At 59.5% G+C, this 25795-nt stretch carries 27 protein-coding genes and 1 pseudogene; 11 read left to right on the forward strand and 17 right to left on the reverse strand.

Annotated elements, in window-relative coordinates:
* The first annotated feature begins 62 nt into the window (after positions 1 to 62).
* The 3 genes from EGM97_RS04855 (at position 63) to rluB (ending at position 3202) form a co-directional block, all read left to right on the forward strand.
* Positions 63 to 761, forward strand: a complete 699-nt coding sequence (locus EGM97_RS04855) for a segregation and condensation protein A (RefSeq protein ID WP_238961178.1) — start codon at positions 63 to 65, stop codon at positions 759 to 761.
* An 11-nt stretch (positions 762 to 772) separates the two neighbouring features.
* Positions 773 to 1708, forward strand: a complete 936-nt coding sequence (gene scpB / locus EGM97_RS04860) for an SMC-Scp complex subunit ScpB (RefSeq protein ID WP_238961150.1) — start codon at positions 773 to 775, stop codon at positions 1706 to 1708.
* Positions 1709 to 1984: 276 nt separating this feature from the next.
* Positions 1985 to 3202, forward strand: coding sequence for a 23S rRNA pseudouridine(2605) synthase RluB (gene rluB, locus EGM97_RS04865; protein WP_238961151.1), 1218 nt, complete (start codon positions 1985 to 1987; stop codon positions 3200 to 3202).
* Between the two features lie 225 nt (positions 3203 to 3427).
* On the opposite strand, the gene EGM97_RS04870 is transcribed toward rluB, so the two are convergent.
* Both EGM97_RS04870 and EGM97_RS04875 read right to left on the reverse strand, forming a co-directional pair.
* Positions 3428 to 4393 carry a M29 family metallopeptidase gene (locus EGM97_RS04870; RefSeq protein ID WP_238961152.1) on the reverse strand — a complete coding sequence of 322 codons (966 nt, stop codon included), beginning with the start codon at positions 4391 to 4393 and terminating at the stop codon, positions 3428 to 3430.
* A 91-nt stretch (positions 4394 to 4484) separates the two neighbouring features.
* On the reverse strand, positions 4485 to 4622 hold the full coding sequence (locus EGM97_RS04875; protein ID WP_003178782.1) for a hypothetical protein: 138 nt from the start codon (positions 4620 to 4622) through the stop codon (positions 4485 to 4487).
* A gap of 646 nt (positions 4623 to 5268) precedes the next feature.
* On the opposite strand from EGM97_RS04875, the gene EGM97_RS04880 reads away from it, so the two are divergent.
* On the forward strand, positions 5269 to 6690 hold the full coding sequence (locus tag EGM97_RS04880; RefSeq protein ID WP_238961153.1) for an amino acid permease: 1422 nt from the start codon (positions 5269 to 5271) through the stop codon (positions 6688 to 6690).
* A gap of 260 nt (positions 6691 to 6950) precedes the next feature.
* On the forward strand, positions 6951 to 7364 hold the full coding sequence (gene arfB, locus EGM97_RS04885; protein WP_053147169.1) for an alternative ribosome rescue aminoacyl-tRNA hydrolase ArfB: 414 nt from the start codon (positions 6951 to 6953) through the stop codon (positions 7362 to 7364).
* Here the strand turns inward: arfB and EGM97_RS04890 are convergent.
* From EGM97_RS04890 to EGM97_RS04900, 3 genes are all read right to left on the reverse strand, one after another.
* Positions 7361 to 8560, reverse strand: coding sequence for an MFS transporter (locus EGM97_RS04890; protein ID WP_238961154.1), 1200 nt, complete (start codon positions 8558 to 8560; stop codon positions 7361 to 7363). The two genes, arfB and EGM97_RS04890, sit on opposite strands and share 4 nt — an antisense overlap.
* A 102-nt stretch (positions 8561 to 8662) precedes the next feature.
* A complete protein-coding gene (locus EGM97_RS04895) occupies positions 8663 to 8893 on the reverse strand; it encodes a hypothetical protein (protein ID WP_238961155.1) in 231 nt (76 codons plus the stop codon).
* Positions 8894 to 8925: 32 nt separating this feature from the next.
* Complete coding sequence (locus EGM97_RS04900; protein ID WP_238961156.1) at positions 8926 to 9069, reverse strand: hypothetical protein; 144 nt, start codon at positions 9067 to 9069, stop codon at positions 8926 to 8928.
* Between the two features lie 920 nt (positions 9070 to 9989).
* Here EGM97_RS04900 and EGM97_RS04905 point away from each other — a divergent pair.
* Together EGM97_RS04905 and EGM97_RS04910 are read left to right on the forward strand one after the other, a co-directional pair.
* A pseudogene (locus tag EGM97_RS04905) lies at positions 9990 to 10100 on the forward strand (hypothetical protein); the annotation flags it as partial.
* Positions 10101 to 10328: 228 nt separating this feature from the next.
* Complete coding sequence (locus tag EGM97_RS04910; protein ID WP_371259561.1) at positions 10329 to 11033, forward strand: methyl-accepting chemotaxis protein; 705 nt, start codon at positions 10329 to 10331, stop codon at positions 11031 to 11033.
* A gap of 30 nt (positions 11034 to 11063) precedes the next feature.
* Here the strand turns inward: EGM97_RS04910 and EGM97_RS04915 are convergent, their stop codons facing one another.
* The 3 genes from EGM97_RS04915 to EGM97_RS04925 form a co-directional block, all read right to left on the reverse strand.
* Positions 11064 to 12086, reverse strand: coding sequence for a transporter (locus EGM97_RS04915; RefSeq protein ID WP_238961158.1), 1023 nt, complete (start codon positions 12084 to 12086; stop codon positions 11064 to 11066).
* A gap of 171 nt (positions 12087 to 12257) precedes the next feature.
* Positions 12258 to 12566, reverse strand: coding sequence for a PepSY domain-containing protein (locus EGM97_RS04920; protein ID WP_238961159.1), 309 nt, complete (start codon positions 12564 to 12566; stop codon positions 12258 to 12260).
* A 190-nt stretch (positions 12567 to 12756) separates the two neighbouring features.
* Positions 12757 to 13884: a glycerophosphodiester phosphodiesterase gene (locus EGM97_RS04925; RefSeq protein ID WP_238961160.1), complete on the reverse strand. Its 1128-nt coding sequence runs from the start codon at positions 13882 to 13884 to the stop codon at positions 12757 to 12759.
* 242 nt (positions 13885 to 14126) lie between these two features.
* On the opposite strand from EGM97_RS04925, the gene EGM97_RS04930 reads away from it, so the two are divergent.
* On the forward strand, positions 14127 to 14453 hold the full coding sequence (locus EGM97_RS04930) for a DUF2025 family protein (RefSeq protein WP_238961161.1): 327 nt from the start codon (positions 14127 to 14129) through the stop codon (positions 14451 to 14453).
* Positions 14454 to 14576: 123 nt separating this feature from the next.
* Here EGM97_RS04930 and EGM97_RS04935 read toward each other — a convergent pair whose 3' ends face one another.
* Complete coding sequence (locus EGM97_RS04935; RefSeq protein WP_238961162.1) at positions 14577 to 15287, reverse strand: CTP synthase C-terminal region-related (seleno)protein; 711 nt, start codon at positions 15285 to 15287, stop codon at positions 14577 to 14579.
* Between the two features lie 76 nt (positions 15288 to 15363).
* On the opposite strand from EGM97_RS04935, the gene EGM97_RS04940 reads away from it, so the two are divergent.
* Positions 15364 to 16248, forward strand: coding sequence for a LysR family transcriptional regulator (locus EGM97_RS04940; RefSeq protein WP_238961163.1), 885 nt, complete (start codon positions 15364 to 15366; stop codon positions 16246 to 16248).
* Between the two features lie 3 nt (positions 16249 to 16251).
* Here the strand turns inward: EGM97_RS04940 and EGM97_RS04945 are convergent, their stop codons facing one another.
* Complete coding sequence (locus EGM97_RS04945; RefSeq protein ID WP_238961164.1) at positions 16252 to 16860, reverse strand: TetR/AcrR family transcriptional regulator; 609 nt, start codon at positions 16858 to 16860, stop codon at positions 16252 to 16254.
* 193 nt (positions 16861 to 17053) lie between these two features.
* On the opposite strand from EGM97_RS04945, the gene EGM97_RS04950 reads away from it, so the two are divergent.
* On the forward strand, positions 17054 to 18115 hold the full coding sequence (locus tag EGM97_RS04950) for an MBL fold metallo-hydrolase (RefSeq protein ID WP_238961165.1): 1062 nt from the start codon (positions 17054 to 17056) through the stop codon (positions 18113 to 18115).
* 28 nt (positions 18116 to 18143) lie between these two features.
* Here EGM97_RS04950 and EGM97_RS04955 read toward each other — a convergent pair whose 3' ends face one another.
* From EGM97_RS04955 to EGM97_RS04975, 5 genes are all read right to left on the reverse strand, one after another.
* Positions 18144 to 18461, reverse strand: coding sequence for a helix-turn-helix domain-containing protein (locus EGM97_RS04955; protein WP_053147187.1), 318 nt, complete (start codon positions 18459 to 18461; stop codon positions 18144 to 18146).
* A 140-nt stretch (positions 18462 to 18601) separates the two neighbouring features.
* On the reverse strand, positions 18602 to 19588 hold the full coding sequence (locus tag EGM97_RS04960; protein ID WP_238961166.1) for a hypothetical protein: 987 nt from the start codon (positions 19586 to 19588) through the stop codon (positions 18602 to 18604).
* A 217-nt stretch (positions 19589 to 19805) separates the two neighbouring features.
* Positions 19806 to 21011 (reverse strand): methylaspartate mutase, encoded by a 1206-nt coding sequence (locus tag EGM97_RS04965; RefSeq protein ID WP_238961167.1) that lies wholly within the window; start codon positions 21009 to 21011, stop codon positions 19806 to 19808.
* Positions 21012 to 21053: 42 nt separating this feature from the next.
* Entirely contained in the window at positions 21054 to 21509 is a 456-nt protein-coding gene (locus EGM97_RS04970) for a cobalamin B12-binding domain-containing protein (RefSeq protein ID WP_053147190.1), read from the reverse strand.
* Between the two features lie 2 nt (positions 21510 to 21511).
* Entirely contained in the window at positions 21512 to 22648 is a 1137-nt protein-coding gene (locus EGM97_RS04975; protein ID WP_238961168.1) for a fatty acid desaturase, read from the reverse strand.
* A 110-nt stretch (positions 22649 to 22758) separates the two neighbouring features.
* Between EGM97_RS04975 and EGM97_RS04980 the strand changes: the two genes are divergently transcribed.
* A complete protein-coding gene (locus EGM97_RS04980) occupies positions 22759 to 23640 on the forward strand; it encodes a LysR family transcriptional regulator (protein WP_053147191.1) in 882 nt (293 codons plus the stop codon).
* 18 nt (positions 23641 to 23658) lie between these two features.
* Here the strand turns inward: EGM97_RS04980 and EGM97_RS04985 are convergent, their stop codons facing one another.
* Both EGM97_RS04985 and EGM97_RS04990 read right to left on the reverse strand, forming a co-directional pair.
* Positions 23659 to 24645 carry a quinone oxidoreductase family protein gene (locus tag EGM97_RS04985; protein WP_238961169.1) on the reverse strand — a complete coding sequence of 329 codons (987 nt, stop codon included), beginning with the start codon at positions 24643 to 24645 and terminating at the stop codon, positions 23659 to 23661.
* Between the two features lie 10 nt (positions 24646 to 24655).
* The gene (locus tag EGM97_RS04990; protein WP_238961179.1) at positions 24656 to 25276 is read right to left on the reverse strand and encodes a LysE family translocator; all 621 of its coding nucleotides are present in this window, start codon (positions 25274 to 25276) and stop codon (positions 24656 to 24658) included.
* Positions 25277 to 25795: the final 519 nt, after the last annotated feature.

Raw genomic sequence — 25795 nt, forward strand, 5'->3', positions numbered from 1 at the left:
CCATGGTCTACGGCCAGGCGGTCATGGAAATGCCCCTGGACCTCTACATTCCGCCGGACGCTCTGGAAGTGTTCCTCGAAGCCTTCGAGGGGCCGCTCGACCTGCTGCTGTACCTGATCCGCAAACAGAACATCAATATTCTCGACATCCCGGTGGCGGAGATCACTCGCCAATACATGGGCTACGTCGAGTTGATGCAGTCGGTGCGCCTGGAGCTGGCGGCCGAATACCTGGTGATGGCGGCCATGCTGGCCGAGATCAAGTCGCGGATGCTGTTGCCGCGCTCGGCCGAGGTCGAGGAAGAGGAGGACGATCCCCGCGCCGACCTGATCCGACGCTTGCAGGAGTACGAGCGCTACAAGGCCGCTGCCGAAGGCATCGACGGCTTGAGTCGGGTCGGGCGCGACGTGGTGGTGCCCAAGCTCGATGCCCCCGAGGCCCGCGCCCGCAAGTTATTGCCGGACGTGAGTCTGGAGGAGTTGCTGATGTCCATGGCCGAGGTGCTGCGCCGGGGCGATATGTTCGAAAGTCACCAGGTCAGCCGTGAGGCGTTGTCCACCCGAGAACGCATGAGCGAGGTGCTGGACAGGCTCAAGGGCGGCGGTTTCGTGCCCTTCGTCGAGCTGTTCACCGCCGAGGAAGGACGCCTTGGAGTGGTGGTGACGTTTATGGCGATCCTGGAATTGGTCAAGGAATCCCTGGTAGAGCTGGTGCAAAATGAGCCGTTCGCCGTGATTCACGTGCGGGCCCGAGCCGAATAACGAGCAAATCAATGAATCTGACTGAACCCCGCGAGCTGGCACCCTTGCTTGAAGCTTTCCTGTTGGCCTCGGGAAAGCCGCAATCGATGGAGCGCCTGTTCGAACTCTTCGAAGAAGGCGAGCGGCCCGAGCCGGCCGTGTTCAAGAAAGCCCTGGCGCTGCTGGGCAAATCCTGCGAAGGCCGGGCTTTCGAACTCAAGGAAGTGGCCTCCGGTTACCGCCTGCAGATCCGCGAAAAGTTTGCGCCCTGGGTCGGTCGCCTGTGGGAGGAGCGACCGCAGCGCTACTCCCGTGCCATGCTCGAAACCATGGCATTGATTGCCTATCGCCAGCCGATCACCCGGGGCGAAATCGAGGACGTGCGGGGTGTGGCCGTGAACAGCAATATCGTCAAGACGTTGCTGGAGCGCGAGTGGATCCGGGTGGTGGGTTATCGCGACGTGCCGGGCAAACCGGCGATGTTCGCCACCACCAAGGCCTTTCTCGACCATTTCAACTTGAAGAACCTCGACGAATTGCCGCCGCTGGCCGAGCTGCGGGAGTTGGAGCCCGAGCCGATGCTCGAATTCGACGACGCCCCCGTGCCCCAGGGCTTGCAGGATCTGGCCGATGCCAGCGTCGAGCCGGAGGAGCCCAAGGAGGAAACCAGCTTCCACTCGCTGCTGCTGGAGCTGGACACCATGGAGGAAGGTCTCAAGACCGATTTCGACGACTTGCTGCGGGACGGTCCGGAAGTTGAAGGCGAGGCGCAGGCATTGCCTGAGCCCGCACCCGAACCTGAACCCGAGGATGACATCCTCGGCGTGGCCGAGGCCCGGGAAAAGCTGCTGGCCGCCGTCGCCGCCCTCGAACCACGCGAGCCCGAGCCCGAACTGAGCGAAGAAGAAGCCGAAGCCCGCGCCCTGGCCGAAGCGATCGAGAACGAGCGGCGTCAGTTCGACGATTGATCACTCCTGTATTGGCACGCAGCCCCCTGTGGGAGCGGGCTTGCTCGCGAATGCGCACTGACATCCAAAATGGATGTCGACTGATACACCGCTTTCGCGAGCAAGCCCGCTCCCACAAGAGAGGTGGCGAATCACCAGTCGGCGGAAAAAAACACTGAATCCCGGGCGTTCAGCTAGTCTCTGATGCGCAAACGCCTCAACGGGCGTATGATTCGCGACCCCTTGGCGAGCCCTTCGCCAAATCCTGTTTTCAGACCACACCGGGAGGTGCCCAGCATGAAAGACCAAGACCAGAACGACACCCAGGAAATCGGCCCAGCCGGCGAGAAGCTGCAAAAAGTCCTCGCTCGCATCGGCGTCGGTTCGCGCCGCGACGTGGAAGCCTGGATCACCCAGGGCCGCATCAAGGTCAACGGCAAAGAGGCCACCCTGGGCCTGCGCGTCGACCTGCACGATGCCATCACCATCGATGGCAAGGTGATCAAGCGCGAAGAGGCCGCCGAAACGGTGCGCCGCGTGATCATGTACAACAAGCCCGACGGCGAAATCTGCACCCGTGACGACCCGGAAGGCCGCCCAACCGTGTTCGACAAGATGCCGCGTCCCAAGGAAGGCCGCTGGATCAACATCGGTCGCCTGGACATCAACACCACCGGCCTGTTGATGTTCACCACCGACGGTGAGCTGGCCAACCGCCTGATGCATCCCTCCTACGAGATGGACCGTGAATACGCCGTGCGCGTACGCGGTGAAGTCGACGATGAGATGATCGAGCGCTTGAAGGCCGGCGTCGTGCTGGAAGACGGCCCGGCGCGTTTCACCGACATCAAGCAGGCGCCGGGTGGCGAAGGCTTCAACCATTGGTACCACTGCGTGGTGATGGAAGGCCGTAACCGTGAAGTGCGGCGGTTGTGGGAATCCCAGGGGCTGGTGGTCAGCCGTCTGAAGCGCGTGCGTTTCGGTCCGGTGTTCCTCAACTCCGACCTGCCGATGGGCCGCTGGCGCGAAATGAGCCAGCAGGAAGTCGATATCCTGGCAGCCGAAGTGGGCCTCAAGCCTGTGGCCATGCCGCAGATGACGGCCAAGAGCAAGGACAAGCTGGAGCGGATGCAGCGCAAGTCCTCGCGCCCAATGGGCAAGACCGAGCGTGTGCGTACGTTGCGTCCTGCGGTCGATGGCCCGGCGGCCGGTCCACGTGCACCTCGCGAGCCGCAGCTTGAAGGCGAACGCCCGGCCCGCAAGCCTGCGCCTCGCCAGGACGGCGAACGCGGCCCACGTACGCCACGTCCGGCCAATGGTCGGACTGAACGCGGTGAAGGGCGTGGCACGCCAGTGGCCGAGCGCCCGGCTGACGTCAAGCGTCCGGCCAAGCCAGCGTCGAAGAAGCGCCCCGGCATTTCCCTGGTAGATCGCGACGCGCCGTCGGGCAAGCGCCGTGGCGCGCCGGCCGGATCGGGCCAGCGTCCAGGATTTGGGCGACGTAAGCCGGAGTGAGGCCGCTGTGAGTGGCTAGCGGCAAGCGGCAAGAAGAAGCGCCAACCGTTGGGTTGGCGTTTTTTTTTGTCCGGCTTTAGTGATGCAGTGCAGATGAGTCCGCCATCGCGAGCAGGCTCGCTCCCACAAAGGATCTTCGGTGAATGGATGACCTGTGTTCAACACCGTCCCCTGTGGGAGCGAGCCTGCTCGCGAGGCGCCAGTAGCCCCACCGCCAATCCTGGCCTAAAGCACAAACCGCCCATCGAACATCGGCTCATTGTCCAGCGCCAGCACACCACTTTCGAAAATCAGGTCCAGGTGGTGACTGCCCTTGGCTCCGCCACCCAATCCCAGGTGCAGGCCGCAATGGCGCTCTTCGAAACCGGCGTTGCGGGCATAGAGGCTCTTGACCCCTTCGTTGGTGCCAATGCCCAGCTCCTCGATGCGTCGATTGGACGGGTTGGCGTCCAGATATTTGTTGAAGTCGTGTTCCAGGCCCGGCACATCGGTGGCGATTTTCTGGATGGTGGAGTCCTCGATCCACAATTCCAGCGGCGCTTGCAGCACGCCATATTTGCGAGCGAACGGGATCGTGCTGAGAAACGTGCCAACGAAATTCACGCGACCATTGATCGTGTCGCTGTGGGTTGCGATCTCACCCGGCGCCAGGTCGTAGTTGCCGACGCCATTGATGTCGGTCCACTTCTTCACACTGCTCAGGGGCGTGTCGAAATACGAGCCGTGATCGTCCTGGAAGCTCAATGTGGTGGCCTGGGAGATGCGTCGGATCAGATGGCTGTTGAGCCCTGCGATACGTTGGGGAATGACACTGAAGGTGTCGTAGAAATAATCGCCGTAGTCTTTGAACAGCAGCGACTTCTTCCAGTTTTCCGCCATCACGCCTTGCAGCGCGCGGACAAAGTCCGGGCCGTCGGGACGTGGGTTGGGCAGGGTGGAAGAATCATAGAAGAAAATGTACAGATCGCTGTCGGCAATGGCCCGGGACAGGCGTTCCGTGGGTTCGAGGTCCAGGCGCATGGCGCTGAACCGGAAGGGCGAGCCGCTGTCGGCCTGTTCGGCAATGGCGCCGGTCAGGGCTTCGTAGTCAGCGGTGTGGCCGAGCAGCACCTTGGCGGGCTGGATACCGGCCAGGGCGGGGTGATGTTCGAGGTAGTAAAGGAAATGTGAGATGGCTCGTTGTGTGTCCATGCTTATTCTTCCCTGACAAATGAATCTGCGTCCCTGACAACGGGCAATAGTGGCGGAGTCGACCGGCCGGACCGCCTCCGCCGGATTATGCCTACAGAGGCCACATCGCCGTGCCGAACGGAACGACGGCGTCGGCTTGCATCATTTCAACGGCGGCTTCATGGGTTGGCGCTTCAAACCATTCGTCCAGTTGCAGTTCGGTTTCCAAGTCTTTGTCCAGTGCTTGCATAGTGAATCTCCTAGATGACTTTTACGGAAAGTTGCGGGCGCTTCGGTGAGTGAAAACGGCCTCGCAAGGCTTGCCGGCAGGATGCTTGGGCAAGTCGCTAAAACCTAGTCGAGGGTTTTTTGGAATGCAAAATAAAATTTTTATTTTTTGCGTATGAACTTTTTATTCCATTTTATAGAGGGGGAATTACTCATTCAAAAACAGCCGTCTAGGGCATTTTTTCATTAGGTAGCTAGCTACCGTCAATTTGCAGGCGGCTTTCAGAAAATTCGTACATGGCAAGTCTGCGTTACGGCTTGTAAAAAAATCCTGACGATTTCGACCTGTCGAGGCGGTGGGTTTTGGTGTCTGGAAAGAGTGTAAGAAAAAGCTGCCGAATCAGCCGGCTTGAGCGGTTTTCCGACACTTGGCAGCGCTTGTTTCAAACTGTCAGGAAGGGTCAGATGCCCGCCAGACCTGAAAAGCAGGGGGCGACGCTGATCCGGCGGTGTCTGGTAGCAGCAGAATGGCGGTGTACAATGCGCCGCGTTTTACTGTGACCCTTCGCGTACCCACGCACTTTCAAGGTTATCCGCCTTGTTCACTCCGCCACGCCACGAGCGTGTCGGGTTCGATTTCGTCACAGATAAAAACAAATAGGTGACGCATGACCGTTGTAGAAAATACGCATTCAGGCGAGCTGAAACGCGGCCTGAAAAATCGCCACATCCAGTTGATCGCCCTCGGCGGCGCAATCGGCACCGGTCTTTTCCTTGGCTCTGCCGGGGTCCTGAAGTCCGCCGGTCCGTCGATGATCCTTGGCTATGCCATTTGCGGCTTCATCGCCTTCATGATCATGCGCCAGCTGGGCGAGATGATCGTCGAGGAGCCGGTCGCCGGCTCCTTCAGCCACTTTGCCCATAAATACTGGGGTGGTTTCGCTGGTTTCCTGTCGGGCTGGAACTGCTGGATCCTCTACATCCTGGTGGGCATGTCCGAGCTGACTGCGGTGGGCAAGTACATCCACTACTGGGCGCCGGATATCCCGACCTGGGCCTCGGCGGCAGCGTTCTTCATCCTGATCAACGCCATCAACCTGGCCAACGTCAAAATCTTTGGCGAGGCCGAGTTCTGGTTCGCGATCATCAAGGTCGTGGCGATCGTGGGCATGATCGCCTTGGGCAGCTACCTGCTGGTGAGCGGTCATGGCGGGCCGCAAGCCTCGCTGACCAACCTGTGGACCCACGGCGGATTCTTCCCGAACGGCGTGAGCGGGCTGGTAATGGCGATGGCAATCATCATGTTCTCGTTCGGTGGCCTGGAAATGCTCGGCTTCACCGCGGCTGAGGCCGACAAACCGAAAACCGTGATTCCGAAAGCCATCAACCAAGTGATCTACCGGATCCTGATCTTCTACATCGGTGCCCTGGTGGTGCTGTTGTCCCTGACTCCCTGGGACAGCCTGCTGACCACGCTCAATGCCGCCGGTGACGCCTATAGCGGCAGTCCGTTCGTGCAGGTGTTCTCGATGCTGGGCAGCAACACCGCGGCGCACATCCTCAACTTCGTGGTACTGACCGCTGCGCTGTCGGTGTACAACAGCGGCACCTACTGCAACAGCCGGATGCTGTTGGGCATGGCCGAGCAGGGCGATGCCCCACGGGCCCTGGCGAAGATCGACAAGCGTGGCGTGCCGGTGCTTTCGATCCTCGCCTCGGCGGCGGTCACGCTGGTGGCTGTGCTGCTGAACTACCTGATCCCGCAGCATGCGTTGGAGCTGCTGATGTCTCTGGTGGTGGCGACGTTGGTGATCAACTGGGCGATGATCAGCTATTCGCACTTCAAGTTCCGCCAGCACATGAACCAGGCCCGTCGGGCGCCGCTGTTCAAGGCACTGTGGTATCCCTACGGCAACTACATCTGCCTCGCGTTCGTGGTCTTCATCCTGGGTGTGATGCTGCTGATCCCGGGCATCCAGGTATCGGTGTACGCGATCCCGGTCTGGGTGGTGTTCATGTGGGTCTGCTACGTGATCAAGAACAAGCGCAGCGCCCGGCATGGGATGCCCGTGGCGGCGGTTGCCAAGTAAGCCTCGCTGATGAACGACAAACCCGGCCAAGTGCCGGGTTTGTTATTTCCAGATATACGCATGACCCTGTGGGAGCGAGCCTGCTCGCGATGGCGTCGGGTCAGTAACGCCATGGGGACTGGCACACTGCAATCGCGAGCAGGCTCGCTCCCACATTTGATCGTTGGTGTTCAGTGGAACTGCATACACCACCCCACAGGGGTGAGGTGTTGTCCGGGGGATTCGCGGTATTCTGTGGATCCTGTTTGCGGACACTTCTTATGCTGGCGATTTCCAACAACGTGCACATCCCCGACGCCGAGATCGAGCTGACGGCCATCCGCGCCCAGGGCGCCGGGGGGCAGAACGTCAACAAAGTGTCCAGCGCCGTGCACTTGCGTTTCGACATTCCGGCCTCGTCCCTGCCTGAATTCTACAAGGAACGTTTGCTGGCGCTGCGTGACAGCCGCATCACCAGCGATGGCGTGTTGATCATAAAGGCCCAGCAGTACCGCACGCAGGAACAGAACCGGGCCGACGCGCTGGAGCGTCTGACTGCGCTGATCCTGGGAGCCATCAAGGTCGAGAAGAAGCGCCGTCCGACCAAACCAACCCTGGGTTCCAAAACCCGTCGCCTGGACTCAAAGAGCAAACGTGGCTCGATCAAGGCCGGGCGTGGCAAGGTGGATTTCTAGGTTCTTTCCCGTTCCTCACGGTATCTCGGCGCCTGCCGGTACAAGTAGAGACTCAAGGCCAATCCGCCCAGGGCCGCCAGGGCGGCGAACAGGAAGATCGAGGCAAAGCCAAAACCCGCGGCAATCGCGCCGGCCAACGGTCCGGTGATCCCCAGCGATAGATCGATGAACAGCGAATAGGCACCCACCGCTGCGCCGCGACTGGAGGCTGGCACCAGGTTGACCGCTTCCACCCCCAGGGCCGGGAATACCAGGGAAAAACCGAAACCGCTCAATGCCGCGCCTGCCAGTGCCCAGTGGGCATCCGGTGCCAGCCATAACAGCAGCAGACCCAGGGTCTCCACCGACAAGCAGGCAATTGCCACGCGGAAACCGCCCAGGCGGTTGATCAGATTGCCGAACAGCAAGCGCGCCCCGATAAAGCAGGCGCCGAACAGGCTCAGGCACAACACCGCGTTATCCCAGTGTTGCGTCGCGTAATACAACGTGATGAACGTGGCGATGGTGCCAAAACCAATGGAGCCCAGGGCCAGGCCGCTGCCATGGGGAAGGACGCGCCCCAGCACATGCATGAACGGCAGCCGTTCGCCGGCGACGATCGGTGCGGCGGTTTTCGGCCAGGCCAGCGCTACCCCCAGCACGGCCAGCAGCATGATGCTGACGCCCATGCTCCACAGCCCCAGGGCCTTGACCAGCCACACCCCCAGGGGGGCGCCAATCGCCAGCGCGCCATAGCTGGCGATGCCGTTCCAGGAAATCACCTTGGCGGTATTGGCGGCGCCGACCCGGCCGATGCCCCAGCCAATCGAACCCGAACCCACCAGGCTTTCGGCACTGCCCAGTACCAGCCGTCCAATGAGCAGGCTGATCAGGCTCAGGGTCGGCAGCTCATGGGTCCAGGCAGAGATGAGCATGAACACACCACTGAGTCCGCACCCGGCAAGGCCGAAGATAACCGCGCGTTTGCTACCCAGGTTATCGATGATCCGCCCCGCGTAAGGACGACTGAGGAGAGTGGCCAGGTACTGGACGCTGATCACCAGCCCCGCGATGACGGCGCCGAAGCCCAGCTCACCATGGACGAAGCCGGGCAGCACGGCCAGGGGGATGCCGATATTCAAATAACCAATGAAGGTGAACAGGACGATGGAAACGACTTGCAGCGTGACCGTCAGGGGGCGCTGGGAATCTGACATGGGGAAAGGGTCCACGGAACAGCGAAATAGATAGGCTGCTTATGATAACGGCGGACGGAGTAATAAGACGCGTGAAAGTAAAACTATTTGCCGAATGGCCATTTAGTTGTCGTTTTGCGCGGCCAGCAACTGGGTAGTGATCAGGGCAGCGATGGCATTTTCTTCAGTGCCGAAACGGGCCAGCAGGGCGGCCTGCTTTTCGGGAGAGAGACGCGTCCAGATGTCGACCATTTTCTCGGCAGCGCCGATCAATACGTTGGCCTGGGCATCGCTGAAAGGGGACGTGTCATCGGTCATGGCGGGCTCGGGGTTCAGGCAGTGTGGGAAGCGCATCTTAGCGCTTTCCACACGGTCTGGTGTTGCGTTCAGTCTTCGCTGTCGGCCTGACGGCGTTCAGCGTCTTGCTTGGGCTCTGGTTGCCGGGCCTCGGATTGCCCTGCGGCTTGTAGCGTGGTCGTCTGCTCAGTGTCGTGCAGGCTTGGGAAGGGGAGATTAGGAATCTCGTGCATATCGCGCTCCTCGCAAAGTCTGTTGGTAGATCTGGTAGATCCTCGCTTGTACAAAGCCGGGGCAGGATACCGCAGGAGAGATGACAAAAAGACTTTTAAATCCCTTTGCGCCGACAAAAGGGGTTGTCCGTACAGGTCCAGGCAAGTACATCGAGAGGCTCCGCCAAGGCGCTGGTGACCGGACGAACGGCGGCCACCAGGGCTCAAGAACGCGGCTTGTGGGCCGATGGCAAGTGATATGCCGCACATTCACGCCATGAAGTCGTTTGCGCGAGACAGGGAAGGTCTGGACGTGTCAGTCCGTGGGCTTGGCTTTTACCTCCTAGAGAGCTTCCTTGATGTTCCTGAAAAAATCCCTGCGAGCCCAGATTCTCGCCCTGCTGAGCGGTAGCCTGTTGGCGATGTTGCTGATCGCCCTGGCGTCTTTTCATTTCCTGTCCAACGGCATCCAGAACTATCGAAGCCTGATCGACGGGCCATTGCGCGCGTCGCAGTTGATCGACGAGGCCAATCTGCGGTTCAAAGAGCAGGTTCAGGAGTGGAAGAACGTCTTGCTGCGCGGTAAGCAGCCGGCTGACCTGGATAAATACTGGAAGCAGTTCGAAGGGCGTCAGCAAGATGTTCAGGGCATTCTGGGGGAACTGATCGGACAAAAAGATCTACCGACGCAGATCAAGTCGCGCATCGAACGTCTGCGAGACGAACACCGTCAGTTGGGGGCGGCCTACCAGAAGGGCCGGGATGCTTTTGTCGCAGCAGGCGGCGACCCTTCGGCGGGTGATGCGGCGGTCAAGGGCGTGGACCGTGCGGCCAGCGAGCAGATGAGTGAGCTGGTAGTCGACCTGCGCAAGTCGAGCAACGAGCAATCGGCGCTGATCAGCGCCGGGGCTGACCACACCATCATGCTGGGCGTTGCGGTGATGCTGGTTTCCGGCCTGTTGGTCGGCTTGTTCAGCCTGTGGCTGGTCAATCGCAGCCTGGTGCAACCGATCCGCAGCCTGATTGAATACGTGACCCAACTGAGTCGAGGCCGTTTCGCCGAACGTGTGGTCAGCACGCGTCAGGATGAGCTGGGCGACCTGGCCCTGGCGGCCAACACCCTGCGCGACTTCCTGGCCGAAACCTTCACGCGCTTGCAGCGCAGTGCCTCGGAGCTGGACAGTGCCAGTGGCGAGCTCAATGCCATCGCCGGCCTGATGAGCCAGGGCACCAATGAGCAGTTCGAACGTACCGACCAGGTGGCGACCGCGATGAACGAGATGTCCGCCACGGCCCAGGAAGTTGCCCGCCATGCCGCCGACGCGGCGCGTGCGGCCGACGATGCCGATCATTCGGCCCAACAGGGTGAGAAGGTCATGCAAGGGACCATTCACACCATTACCCGCATGCGCGGTGAAATCGCCAACACCGCAACGGTTATTCGTCGCCTGGAAACCGACAGCGGTCGTATCGGCAAGGTGCTCGAAGTGATCCGCGGGATTGCCGAGCAGACCAACCTGTTGGCCCTCAATGCCGCCATCGAAGCCGCCCGTGCCGGTGAAGCCGGACGCGGTTTCGCAGTGGTCGCCGATGAAGTACGCAGCCTGGCCCAGCGCACGGCTTCGTCCATCATCGAGATCAACCAGATCATCCAGACTGTGCAAACCGGTGCGGTCGACGCGGCCCAAGCCATCGAAAGCGGCCAGTCGCGCAGTGAGGAAAGCGTCGAGCAGGTGACTCAGGCCGGGGCCATGCTCGAACGTATCACTCAGGCTGTCGAAGCGATCCGCGACATGAACCGACAGATCGCCACGGCCGCGGAAGAGCAGACGTCGGTTGCCGAAGACATTTCCCGCAACCTCACGGAGATCACTTGTATTGCCAGTACCAACCTGGACAACGTGCAACGCACCGAAACGGCAAGTCGGGATCTGCATGGTTTGTCGGGGCAGTTGAACGAGGTGACGGCGCGCTTGAGCGCCTGACGAATACTCGCTCGCCGGAAGGTGGAACGGTCAGTAGTCGCGCCGTTTGCGAAACGCCCACCGACCGGCGATCAGTGTGAACGTTGCCACCAGCGCCACCAGGATCCAGAAACCCTCCGGATCGCTGGCAAGGGGCACGCCGCCGACGTTCATGCCGAAGAAACCGGCGATGATGTTGATGGGCAAGGCAAGTACCGTCACCACTGTCAGGGTGAACAGGGATCGGTTGGTCTGTTCGTTGAGATTGGCGGCGATTTCTTCCTGCAGCAGTTTGATCCGCTCGCTCAATGCGGTGAGGTCGTTGATGATCAGCGCGAACTCCTCGGTGGATTTGCGCAGTTCCTTGACGTCCTCTTTCTGCAACCATTGCGGCGGACGGTTGAGCAGGCGCAGTAACGAACCCGGTTCCAGGGCCAGCAAGCGTTGCAGGCGAACCAGCACCCGACGGTTGGCGCCCAGCTCGGCGCGGTTGGTGGACAGCCGGGAGGACAGCAACTCATCCTCGACCTGATCGACGCTGAGACTGGTCTTGCGCACGATCTGGGTCAGCACTTCGCCTTGGTCACGCAGCAAATGCACGAGCAATTCCAGCGGCGAGCGAAAGCGCTCACCGGCCTTGACCGATGAGCGTAGCTTGTCCACTGAATGCAGGGGTTGCGAGCGTGCGCTGATGATCAGCCGGCTGTGCACACAAACCCACAAGGTGGAGACATCCGAGGAAACCATGCTGCTGAGCTTGAATACGACGTCGTTGACCACCGCCAGCAGCGCCGAATCCACATGCTCGATGCGGGTCGAGCGCGAGCCTTCATGCAAGGCTTCGAAGAACTCCTGTGGCAGGCGTAGATGGGTTTTCATCCAGCGCTCGCACGCCGCATGGGCCAGGTTCAGATGCAGCCAGAGGAATTCTTCGCTGTCCTGCGGTTGTTCCAGGCATTGCAGGGCCTGCGCCGAATCGATCTCTCGTCCGCGCTCGCCGGGTCGGAAGCAATACCCATAAAGCAGGCCGAACAGATCCGGGTCGCGATGGCTTTGGTCGATACTGTGGTTCATGGGGGCTCGCTGGCGGGAAGTGCCTGTGGCAGCTACAGGTTCACTTGGGCGAGATCATGGCAAGGTTTTTTGAAGGTTTTGTGACGGGGGCGCTGTGGCACGCAGAACATCATATTCTGTAAGCAGAATAAAAAGAGCCGCGCAATCCGAAGATAGCGCGGCTCTTTTTAATCAATGGTCGGGTCTGTTCTGCGAAACTTCGCCGGTGGCGGCGTTGAGTTCAATGTCAAACTCTCTGCCATCGGGATAACGGACTTCAACTTCATATTCGTAACCCGTGCGGCTCTCTTCCACGTCAGGGAGGCCGATGGTTGCGCCTGGGTGAAACTTCTCGACTACTTGTTTCAGTTCTTCCATCGATTTGATCTTACCTTCCTTGACCAACTGAGAAATCTGCTTTGGTGACAGGTCATCTGCTTGGGCCAGGCCAGCGGTAAGGGTCAGGGCTGCAGCGGTAAACAGGGCAGTTAAAGTTTTCATGGGGTCGTTCCTTGGTTCTTTCATTAAAAGGTGTGTCGTTTAAGTGGGTTCAGGTTAACCACGGCAACTTAATTCACCCTTAATTTGAAAAACTGCTGAAAACATCCCAGGGACGGCAGAAGTAAGCATTGTGCAAGCATAGTCCGCGGAAGAGGGTTTGCTGCCACGGACTTTATCGTTCAGCCATGAATCAGTAGCCGTTCTTCTCCAGCAGTTGCGTCACGCTGCCCGTTTCAGGGCGCTTGAAGTATCTGAGCAATTCACTGGCCCGGTTGGTGAAGATGCCATCCACGCCGGCGTCCATCACTTTCTTGAAGTCCACGGCTTCGTCCACGGTGTAGACGTGCACCAGCAGACCCTGGTCATGGGTGTACTGGTTCATCCACGGTTGCACCAGGTCCGCATAGCTCTGGCTGCCGCCATGGGTCAACGCAGCGGAAGGTCCGGTGCCGACGGCGCCCTGGTCCTTGGCGTAACGTACCCAGTTTTCGAACTCGGCCCGGTCCTTGGGTTCCTGTTTGGCGTAATAGGCTGCCTTGTCCGTTTCGCCCGACTCGGCAAACGTCACCTTGGATTTGGGCTCGATATTGCCTTCGCCTACCCACAGCAGCAGGACCTTCGGTACTTTCGGCATTTCTTTGTGCAGCAGTTCCAGGCTGCTCTTTTCAAAGGTTTGCAAGACCACTTTGCCCTTGCCCTGGCCCACGCCGGTTGGGCTCTTGGCGAGCTTGGAACCGGCCGGGCTCAGCCAGCCACGGTCCTGCAATTTGTCTTTCAAATCGCGCTCGATGCCCGGGAAGAGCTTCGGCTCCTTGGTTTCGATGTACAACCCCGGTTTCTGCTTCGGGTTGCCTTCGGCAATGTTGATGACTTCATCGAGGGTCAGGATTTTCAGGCCCACGAACGAAGGGCGTGCCCGGTCAGGGTAGGCGGTGTTGAACCAGCTACCGGCGTCGAGGGTCTTGAGTTCGGCCATGGTGAATGCATTCGCGGCGCTGTCCTTACGCTCGGGAAACTTGGTGGCGACATCTGTGGTGCGCTGCAGGTTGTCGTCATGCAGCACGAACAGCACACCGTCCTTGCTGCGCTGCAAGTCCAGCTCCAGGTAATCGGCACCCAGGTCGCGGGCCAGCTTATAAGCGGCGGCGGTGGATTCCGGCGCATCGAACGAGGCACCACGGTGGGCGATCACGGCGGGATGGGGAATGCCGTGAAGGGCTGCCAACGCTTTTGGGCTCAAGGTTTCAGCGGCTTGTGTCTGACCGAAGCCGAGCAACAGGCTCAGCATCAACGCGTTGCGGGTGAGGGTAACAGGCATGCTCGAGATCCTTTCGTAGGTTTCGCAAAGCCTCTCTTTTAACAACTGAACGCTCTGAACGCTATCGCCAGACCGACATAAACCTATGCAAAGCAGATTTTTCCCACGCTTTTTCAGGCAGCTTTGCAGTACGCTTGGCGGCAGCAGTTTCCCCGGCAGAGGGAAACCTGAACTCACATCCGCTTGCCCTGCGTGTAAACCATCGATCAGACGTCCCACGGGATGCATCCATGAGGTTTACCATGCGCACCACTTCGACCTTCATCTGCCAGGCCGCCGATCAGCTCAAGGGCTTCGTAGGCCTGAATCGCAAGACCGGCCAATACATCGTACGGTTCAGCGAAGACGCCTTCGGCATGGACGTGGCCGACGACGGCATCATCCCCGCCAGTGAATTCGTCTGGACCAGGGCGGCGGACGGCACCATGGTCCTGAGGCGGGAGCGGATCCAGCTGTTGCTGGACCAGAACATCGACGATCGGATCAACCTCACCGAACCCTTGCGGGTGTATATGGCGCGCAGCGACCTGCCTGAAATCGTGGCGGTGCGTCAGTTAGTAGAGGGCTGAGTGTCGTCGAGCGGGCGATGAGTGATACCTCTGTGGGAGCAAGGCTTGCCCGCGATGGTGGCCCCCCCACAGGGGTTGTAACTGTGCGCTGTACGGTGAAAACCACCGCTTAATAATGATCGCTTACGCAGTCATCCTCCCGCAGGCATCGACAAAGGCACGAACCAGTGGCGGTACGCGATTTTCCAGTGCTGCGCGTTCAGGCTGAAACAACGTTGCGACGAAGAACGGGTGCCCGCGCAGCTCAACGGCTCGCAGCTCGCCCTCCGAATCGCGGGCTACCGCGTGCAAATCGTCGCCCAACAAATCCTGCTCGAACCGAGGGTTGACGCCGAAGCGGCAGCGGTAGCCCTCGAATATCGTCTGCTGACCGTAGGCCCTGGCAATCAATGAATCCGCTTCGAGCCGAAGGCTGTCGAGGGTGTCGATCAAGGCACAGCTCAGCGGTGTCAACAGGGCGCGTTCGGCTTCCGGGGACGTTTCGCCGTGAGCGGCATCGGCCCAGCCCAAGACATGGCGGGCATATTCCAGCACCGCATGCTGAAAGCCACCGCAGGTGCCCAGGAACGGGCGGCGCTGCTCGCGGGCGAAACGAATGGCCCGCAACGCGGCGCTTTCATTTCGGTAAGGGCTGCCGGGTACGCACCAGATACCGTGAACGCCTTCCAGGGCGCAGTCGTCGGCGATCTGGTCGGTTGCCAGCCATTTGAGGTGAATGGCCCGGCCGGTTTGCTTGCCAATCAGCTCAAGCGCAATGGGGATTGCCCGATGGGCCGTTATTTGCGGATCGTGCTCGCCAATCAAGGCAATGTGAACAGGGCGTTGTATTTCCATGGGGACTTATCGCTGGTTGATTCCTGGTTGCCACTATAAATTGGCGTTCACGCAATCAATATTGGCATCTACCCAAATGATCAATGCATCGATGCACTACCGTCTGGATTATCCCGACCTGTCCCTGATCCTGGCGCTTGTTCGTGGCGGTTCGCTGGCTCGGGCTGCGCAGTTGCTGAAGGTGGATGTGTCCACGGTATTTCGTTCGGTACGTCGGCTCGAAGCAGCCCTGGGCCAGCCCTTGTTCGAAAAGAGCCGTGCCGGGTATTTGCCTACAAGCCTGGCCCGGGCGCTGTGCGAACAGGCCGAGCGTGCCGAACAGGCTCTGGAGGCGGCGCGTATTGGTGTGGAGCAGGGCGGCGCAGTGATTACCGGCACGGTGCGGCTGACCTGCTCCGACTCGGTCCTGCAAGCGCTGCTGTTGCCGGCGCTGGCGCGGTTCATGCCCGCTTATCCGGCGCTGCACCTTGAACTGAGCACCTCGAATGATTTTGCCAACCTGAGCCGGCGCGACGCCGACATCGCGCTGCGATTGACCCGCACGCCACCGGAACATCTGGTCGGTCGGCATCTGGGCGATGTGGCCTATCGCGTGTGTGCGAGTCCGGCCTATTTGCGTTCGATAAGCTCCGATGACTTGAGGTCAATGACGTGGATCGCGCCGGACGACTTCCTTCCCGACCACCCCACCGTAACCTGGCGTCGCCAGCATCTTCCCGGCGTGGTGCCAGCTTATCGTTGTAACAGCATGCTCTCGGTCACTGAATTGGTGCGGGCCGGTCTGGGTGTCGCGGCGCTGCCGGACTTTCTTCTGGGTGACAGTCAAAGCCTGGTTCCCTTGGGCGAACCGTTGATGGGGTATGACACGGCATTGTGGCTTCTGACCCGGCCGGACTGCCGTGCCTTGCGCTCGGTGGTAACCCTGTTCGACGAGCTGGGAGGCAGCTTGCAGTTGCGTTGATCCTCAGCGCTGGTAGCGGGTCAGGAACATGTCGAGGGCGGATTCGATGACCTCGATCTGCTGAGCCGGGGTCAGGCTCGGCTGGCCCATGGAAATCTGCGGCCAGAAGGCAAACGTCTTCAGCAGTCCGTGCATCTGCTGGGCGGCAAACGCCGGATCCACGGTTTTCAACCGACCATCGGCCTGTGCCTGGCGAATCCACACCGTGAGGCCTTCTTCGCGCTGCCCCATGCGCGACACCATGTCCTGGGCTCGCTCGGGAGAATGAATCGTGGCGGCAATGGCGATGCGCGCCAGGTCGAGAAAACTGTCCTCTGCCAGCAGGTGCAATTTGGCTTGCAGCAATTGGCGAAGCTGCTCACGCAAGGGTTTGTCGGGGGTATAGGCGGCGTCCTGCTCTGCGGTCACGCGGTTCCATAATCGGTTCAGAATTTCGGCGAACAGCTCTTCCTTGCTGGGGAAGTGGTTGTACACCGTGCGCTTGGATACACCGGCCGTCGCCGCGATCTTGTCCATGCTGGTGATATCGAAGCCGCTGTTGCGGAATTCGGCAATGGCGGCTTCCAGGATGGCTTCGCGTTTTCGGTCGGTGAGGCGTTGCGGTACGGTCATGGGCAGAAATCGATCCGGAAAAGATAAGTTACACTCAGTGGTTTACTTGTTCTTGGGAGTCATGCAGTCTGCAACCTACACCGGTCGGTGTAGTTTTACTATCCAGCGAACGGCTGAGCGTGCATGCAGCGGCCATTTAGCGTTCAACAACGGCGAAGCGCAATGCCGGCGACGTCCTTGGAGTTATCGCATCATGACCCATCCCTCTGTTTCTTCGTCCGACAGCTCTTCAATCCCTCCCTCGTCCCGACAGGAGCAGGGGAAGTATCGCAACCATGCCCCTACACCCCGGGAAGGGCTCGGCAAGGCCCTGCGCATCCTGTGGAACATGGTATTCCATAAGCCGCGTGACACCCGTCCCACCGGGGCCGTCCCGGTTCAACCATTGACACGTACCGCGCTGCTGGCTGCGCCCAATGGCAGTGTCTTTCGTCTCGGCCATTCCACCGTACTGCTCAAGCTTCGGGATAAATTCTGGCTGACCGACCCGGTCTTCTCGGAACGTGCTTCCCCCGTGCAATGGGCGGGCCCCAAGCGTTTTCATCAACCGCCCATCAGCCTGGAAGAGCTGCCGCCGATCGAAGCGGTGATCCTTTCCCATGATCATTACGACCATCTGGATCACCAGGCCATCATCCAGTTGGCTGCCAAGACCCAACATTTCCTGGCGCCTCTTGGCGTAGGCGATACCCTGGTCAAATGGGGTGTCGACGCCAGCAAGGTGCGGCAGATGGACTGGTGGCAGGGCTCGGAGGTGGCCGGTATCGAATTCATTGCCACGCCCTCCCAACATTTTTCCGGTCGTGGCCTGTTCGATGGCAACAACACGTTATGGGCCTCGTGGGTCATGATCGACGGCGACACCCGGATCTTCTTCAGTGGCGACACCGGTTATTTCGATGGCTTCAAGCGCATCGGCAACCAATATGGCCCCTTTGACCTGACGCTGATGGAAACCGGCGCCTACAACGTCGAATGGCCCTTGATCCACATGCAACCCGAGCAAACCCTGCAAGCGCACATCGACCTCAAGGGACGCTGGCTGCTGCCGATCCACAACGGCACGTTCGACCTGTCGATGCATGCCTGGTACGAGCCCTTCGACCGTATCCTGGCCCTGGCGTGGGAGCGCAACGTTCTGATCACCACGCCGCAAATGGGAGAGCCCTTCAACCTGTCACAGCCGCAACGTGGCCGGGCCTGGTGGTTGGACGTTGAAGCCTCTGCTTATCAAGACCACGCCGGCATGGCGTAACCACCCGACGTCACGCCGGGCACTGCGATCATTCGATCATCGCGTAGTCGGCCCGCTCCATCGGATCCGGCGTGGCACCCTTGATGTTCATGCCGCGTCCCGGTGCGAAGCCGGGAAAGAACACCAGCCCTTCGGCTTCCAACCGAAAGGCCAGCGCCAGGCGGGTCACGTCGAGCAGGTTGCCTCCAGCCTCGAAGCGCCGGATGGCCTGGACCGAGACGCCGGACTGGCGGGACAATTCTTCGACGCTCCAGCCCAGCATCGCACGCGCCTGCGCGCTGTGGGCCGGAGTAAATTGGTAGACAGCGATGCGTTCCAGGGTGTTTTTGATTGCGAGAGAGGCCATGAGAGTTCTCCAAAGCGGCGGATTCAAAAATACTGTGTTTTTGTACAGTTGTTTTGAGCCCGGATCAATCTCATTTTTTGGATAGGTGACCGACGGTTTTCTTCATCCGGGTGCTTTTTGAGTCGCGAACCTCGGGCTGTTCACTCGGCGGCCAACCCTGGCGCTTCGCGAATAATGAAATGGTCCAGGTTCTCGATATTGGCGCTGAATACCCCGAACGTCTGTTCGGGGTTTTTCTTGCTCGGCACCTGCTTGAACTCCGGCGTCACGCCATAAAAGAAGCAATACAACGGCGCTTCACTGTCGACGGCGTGCTTGATTTCTTCCAGGAACGCCTTGCGCTTGCGGTAGTTGTCGATCAGCTTCTTGCTCAGATAAACATTCACCGAGTAAGGCTTTTTCTTCGCGTCGTCCGCTTGCTTGAACCAGACCTTCTGTTCGAAATCGATGCGAAAGCTTTGGGTGTAGTCCTTGATCTCCTTGATCTTGCCCCAGTAAATCAACCCTTTGTTATCCAGCAGGTACTCGATCTTCTTGAAGAACGATCCATAGGGCGCCGAGTGCTCGCCGATCTTCAGCGGCATGCGCTTGAGTAGGTCCTTGTCGGCGAAGTTCGAGACAAAACACTCAACCGGGTGGGCGAAGACACGGGTCTTGTCCGGCGCTGAATCACGGCTCGGGTGCTCGACGCGACTGGCAGGTGAAGGCGCTCGCTCGTCACCCATGACATCCGTCTCTGCCGTCGGACTCGACGGCTTGCGCACATACTCGCGGCGAGTCAGCAGTAATTCCGACGGAAAATGCTCCTCCCGACCGTCGTCCGTTTCCGAATCTTCCGCCTCCAGCCCTGATGCCGATGCCTTCAGGCTGACGTAAGGACAGCCTTCTATGTGCCGCGTGCTGGGGATGTTCTTGAAATGCGGAGTACGCACGTAGCGCACATTCTTGGCGTTGAACGTCCCCAGCACATTTCCTGTATCGAACGCTGCCCGACAGGCATCGTTGGGGCACTGGAAGTGTTCCTTCGCGGAGTCGAATGCCACCGTCTCGTCAAAATTCAAATCGCGCACGTCATAGATCGACAGCTTTTCGTCGAGGCTGAGGCAGTAGGCGAGGTCGAATTTCACGATGGGGTTCGGGTCCTTGAGTGGGGAAGGGTATTAATAGCGGGTTGTGGGGGTGGGTTGCACGGGATATTTTCAGGCATCCACTCCTGTTCCGCGAGCCAATGGAGAGGGCAAGGCGTAGCGACAAGGGGCGACGGCATAAATGATGGCGCGAATCCGGGCTTCGCACACAAATTCATGAGCGCCCCGTGCGGGTACGGATGGACTCGGTCCGGCGTCAAAGCACGCAGTCATACGTGCGGATGTTCTGTCTCAGCGCCGCCAGGAACGAGAAGGCGTTTTCCACCCGCTCGCCTTGGAACCCGTGGTAATAGTTTTCTGGTGTCAGCACGGTGCCGGCGCCGCGTTTGTTGTCGGGGTGCAGGCAGTAGGGGATCGACAGAAAACCACTGTCGAAGGCACCGAGCAGGGCTTCGGACAAGTTGCTGTCGTGGGCGAGCGTGCCTTCGATCAGGCGCTTCGCGCTACGCAGGACGCGGCCGTGTTCCTGGGCATCGAGCGGAATCTGCGGTAAAACGCCGTCGGTGTTCAGGCAGTAGTCGCAGTACTCCAGCGCCGCGATATTTTCCTCTATCCGAGGAATGCGCCTCGATTCCACCGGTGTCTTGATGATCACCCGCTGCACACCCGTGGCGCGGATCATCGCCAGCGCGTCGCCAGTGATTCGGCAAAAACCGCCAAGCGTGCGCGGGAAGAACCCCATGAATACATAACCGACAAAGTGATAGCTGCCCGGCGCAAAATATTCGGCCGCGAGTTGTTGGAGGGCTGTTACTGCCGCACGATCCTGCACCGGCGAGGTGCCTTGAGCGTAGGAAAACGACAGCGTCTTGATGCCCTGTGAGCGCAAGAACAGTCCTTCAAGAATATTCAGCGCCACCAGGATCACCGGGTCGCACATCTGTCCCATCATGCAACCGGCGAAGCTTTCGATGTGACTGTTGTCGACGCCGCTGGAGAGCACCTGACAGGCTTTCTCCCAGTGACCGAACGCCTCGCGCAATGGCGTGCGACTGTAGGGCAGGCAATAGGAAATCGGCCCGCCCTCGGTGGTGGGCAGACCGACGTCGACCATGCGCTCGAAAATGTGCAACGGGTCGGGTGAACCATGACGAACCTGCACTGGCAGGTGGTAGCGCGCATCAATCTGGTCGATCATGGCACGGGTCTGCGCCGGTGGATGGTTGACGATTGGATAACCGTTGAGCATCGATTCGCTGTCGATGGCCCGTTGCGCTGCTTCAAGATTGTTCACCCGGGTGAACGCATCAAGCGTGATGGTGCACACCGTGTTCGCACGGCTCGCTGCTGTGGCTTCCAGGCCGGCTTGCATCCGGGCCGGGTCACTGAAGCCCATTCGCGGCTGGAGTACCGGGCCATGCGTGTTGAAGCGTTCGAGAACATGGGTGTTGAAATCGATCATCCTGATCTGCCTTTTCTGCGAATCGATAAAGAGTGCAACGGGTCAGCGCGCGACCCGTTTTTCCAGGTAATGCTCTGGATACAACTGGGCAGACACCAGTTCCTGAAAGGCATCGAAGCTGTTGGCCACGCTGTCGTCGAACACCTCATCGAAACCTGCGGCGCGCAGTGTGTCGCTATGTCGGGCGATGGTTTGCGGGTCGTTTTCAGTGCAGATCTTGCCGCCGATATACACCCCGTCGGTGTGTTTGGTTTCGCGACGAATACGCCGAGCCAGTTCCGCGCCTTCGATGTAACCATGGCCATTGACCGTGCTGACGACAACCATGGCGCTGGCGTGGCGGTTGAGCCGCGCGATCACTTCATCCATGGGCGTGTTCGGCCCCAGATTCTCGACGTTGTAGCCCATGTCTGTGAGCAGGAACTCCATGAACACCAGGTTCCAGCTATGGGAGTCCGAAGGCACGGTGGTGAGCAGAGCGGTTTTGCTGAACGTCATCGTTAAAGTCCCTTTTGAGTGGCTGTCCTGGTTGTGTAGTACGGGAGCGCCCGCTGAAAGTTGCGAAAGTTGGTGGTCACCGAGTTGATGTAGCCCCAGGTCTCGGTGTAGTTCGTGGGAAAGGGTTTGGAACCTTCGATCCTGTCGCGTTCGCGGGCAGTAATGTAGTTCGGCCAGTCTTTGGATCGTGGGCGCCGGTGATGAAAGTCGTGACACGGTGTATCGCCGACCATCACAAACACCCGGACAAACAAGTGGAACGCCAGCATCTTGATCAGCCAGACGCTGATATGGGCGAAGCGTCGAACAGTTCCCGCACCTTCGGGTATGCGCAGTTCTTCACCGATAAAGACGCCGGTGGTGCTCTCGCAAATGAAGTCGATGCCACGCCGTTCCAGTACGTCGACGCTGGGCCAGGTGTGCTCGGCTGCGAGGCGAAATGTGGTGCTGATGTGGTAGCCGGCGAAGATCGGAATCACCCATGCCACGATGAACAGATCGAAATGGCCCAAGGCTGCCGAGAGCAATGCAAGGCCCGCCCAGAAGACCAACGTCAATACGGCGACTCGGCGGTTTTCAGCCGTGGCGGTGCCTTTCAATCGGCTCCAGCACGAACGCAGCACGGCCAGTGGCGACAGCGCGGTCCAGACCAGTTTGGCCCACATGGTGGTGGTGCTGTCGGACGGTTTTAACCCCACCACACTTTGCAGGTAGGAGAGGGTGTCATCATCGTCGGTCAGCAGCGTTTTCGAACTGTGGTGCAGAGCATGTTCGCTCTTGTAGGTATCGAAGGGTTTGAGCATCAGGACGCCGGAAATGATCCGGCCGACGACCATATTGGTCTCGCGCGATTCGAAGACCATGTCATGGGCGCAGTTGTGGCAGATCATCACTTGCATCTGCTTGATGCCACCGGTGGCCAGGACAAAGCCCAGCAGCCACAGCGCAATGCTGGCTTGCGAATAACCGATACCGGCCAACAGCGCGCCGCCGGCTATCAATCCCGCCGACACAACGATATGGTGGAACGGCTTCAGAGGTCGGACTTTATCGAGATCTTCAGGGAGAGGCTTGGCTGTCAGCCAACTCAGAAACGGCTGCATGAACCCTGGAAGGGCGCGCATTGAGTTACGTATCATCCATGTTTCCTCTAGGGTTTTGCTCCATGCAAAAACTGTAACTTGGCCTCTGGATATTTCGAATAGAAATAGGTGGGGATCGATTTTCCATTTTTGGGTATGTCATCGACATGGATTGGGATGATCTGAAGGTTTTTATCTTCGTCGCTAAATCGAACAACGTGACCGAGGCCGGAATCTCGCTCAAGGTTTCGGCCTCGACGGTGTCGCGCAAGATCGCGGCGCTTGAGGAAGCGCTCGGTACGGTGTTGTTTTCGAAGAAGACTAACGGTTACTTCCTGACGGAAGCGGGAAGAGCGTTGCTGCCATTGGCACTGGAAACGGAGGAGCGTTTCAAACTGATCGAGCGGCAGATGTCGCAACCGGGTGATCGGATGGCGGGGCAGGTGCGCATCGATTGTCCTGAACTGATGGGCACGCACTTGATCATTCCCCAGCTCGCGGTATTCCATGATCAGTACCCCGAGATCAGCTTTGACTTCATTAACTCGGCGGTGTCGTCGAAACTCACGCAGAGCCACAGCGACATCATCATCCGCTTGCGCAGACCGGAGAACGGTAACTTCACCATGCGCCGGGTCGGGACGCTGATGCAGGGGCTTTTCTGCTCCAAGGCTTATGCCGATGCCAACGGTCTGCCGGCCGAACCCGCCGATCTCAAGCACCACAGCCTGATCGGCTGGACCGAAGAAATGTCGTATATGCCGCTCGCTCAATGGTTGAGCGAAATGACCGGAGAGCAGAAGCTGTGGATGCGCGTTTCAAATCTGAATGCGCAGCTCAAGGCAGTCGAAGCCGATCTGGGGATTGCCGCGTTACCCGTCTATGTCGGGCACCAGTCCGGTCTGTGCCAGGTACTGGCCAATCACCCTGCTCGCCGCTCGGAAATCTGGTTGCTGCGCAATCAGGCGACCCAGGGTGTGAGCCGCGTTGATCGAGTGGTGGAATATCTGACGGAGCTGTTTCACAGCAAAGCGGTCGGCATGCACTGACGGCCGTTTACCGCGGGGTCATGGCACCAGGATCAATGAACCCTGGGTTTGGCGGTATTGCATGGCGCAGTGGGCCTGGGCAGCCAGCGCGAGGGGGAAATGCGCTATTGGCGGCAAACGAATCGCGCCGCTGGATACTGCTTGTAGCACCCGTGCGGCCGCGTGAGTCAATTCAGCGTCGCCACCGATGTAGTGCTTCAATGACGGCCGCGTCACATGCAGCGAGCCCATTTGCCCGAGCCGGGACAGGTTGAAATCCGTCACGTCGCCCGAAGCATTGCCAAACAGCACGAGGTGGCCGCGCGGACGCAAACTCGTCAATGACAGCTCCACGGTATCTTTGCCGATAGAGTCGAAGACGACATGGGCACCTTTGCCATCGGTCAATTCGCGGATCGACCCCAGTGTGTCTGGCGCTTCGGCATCGAGGGCCGCTATGCATCCCACCTCCAGAGCCTGGCGGCGTTTGGCTTCGGTCGAAGCGAGACCTATCACGCGCATACCGCGAGCGACCAACCAGCTCGTGGCAATGCTGCCCACGCCGCCCGCCGCCGCGTGCCATACCACAAAGTCACCAGGCGCCAGCGGCACGCAGCGATGCGTCAGGTATTCGGCCGTCAGCCCTTTGAACAGTACGCCTGCCGCGACTTCGCTGGGTAAGCTATCGGGCAGGCGTATCGCCCGCGAAGCGCGAACGACCGCGTGACTGGGGTAGCTGCCGGTCGAGCTGTCCACGAAGGCCACTCGATCGCCGATGGCCAGGCTTTTCACCTGCGATCCACATTCGACGACAAGCCCAGCACCTTCCATGCCCAAGCTTCGGGGGTAGGCTGAACCATCGTCCAGCGCGCCGGAGCGCCGGTGCAAGTCGATAAAGTTCACGCCGGCGGCTTCGATGGCAACCGTTATTTCTTCAGGGCCGGCGGTACGCAGCGGGTATTGACGAAACTCCATGACGTTGGGTGCGCCGGGGGCGGCGAAGACAATCCCGTGAGTCTGGGTCATGGAAGCCTCCTTAAAGCGGGCCGATGCGCAGGAAAATCCATACAGCAACCGCGATCAGCATCAGGCCGAACGCAGCGTTCTGAAACATCAGCAATCTGGGGCGGGACCGGATCAGTCTCTGCACGGTCGACCCCATCGACACCCAGATGACATGCGAGAAGAAATTCAGCGATATCAGCGCCGCACTAAGGATCAACACAACCGTGCTGCTGGTCTCGCCGGAAGGCATGAACGTGGAAAACATCACCAGCAACATCACGATCCCTTGCACGTTGCCCAGTTGCACAACAATGCCGTCCCGAAATTGCAAGTGCATGGCCTTGTCGGTGGGCGCTTTGAGTGGACGACGCAGCATGCGCACCCCCAGCCACAAGATGTAGAAACTGCCCACCACTTGCAGCCCCCACACCAGCGTCGGATTGTTCGTCAGCGTGTGATAAAGGCCCAAGCCGACCAGCACGGCGATCAGGAAGTAAGTAATGTCGAGCCCAACGATAAATCGCACCGAACGACGCACACCGCTTTGCGCCCCCGACGTCGCCACCATCAAGTTGCCAGGGCCTGCACTCAGGGTCAGCGGAACCATGGTCGATAGCCAAAGCAACCAGTTGATGCTGAAAATTTCTTGCATGTTGTCTTCCTTAATCACAACGCGGATTTCACCTCGGCAAGTCTAATTCGCAGTTGCTTCTAAGGTTATAGCGAAGAGCGCAAGGCGGTTTCCCATAAATGGGGGAAGGGTGGTGTGGAGGAGGGTGGTTCCCGTTGCCTTTAGGTGAACCGAGGTTTCGGGGAGGCCAAGCTGCTTGGGCCTGACACCTGTGGCGAGGGAGTTTGCTCCCGATGGGGTGCGAAGCAGCCCCGTTCCGCAGTGCCAGGGTAAGAGCAATCGGTATTATGATGCCGACTTTATGATAGGTACTGCCAATAATCGGAATTATATTGCTGGTAGTGGAGCTTTGAGCGAGACTAACCGGCACCATAGTTCCGGTTGATGTGAAAATGTTAGGACATCTCACTATCCAGACTTACGTTGAAGTGTAGTGGTCTAATGAAACCGGACACCCATTTAGGCGAGAATGCTCGCCAGATAGAGGTGTCTGATGACCAAGCAACGTCGTTCCTTTTCCGCTGAATTCAAACGCGAGGC

The sequence above is a fragment of the Pseudomonas sp. AF32 genome, from assembly GCF_022342325.2.
Classification (GTDB): domain Bacteria; phylum Pseudomonadota; class Gammaproteobacteria; order Pseudomonadales; family Pseudomonadaceae; genus Aquipseudomonas; species Aquipseudomonas uvaldensis.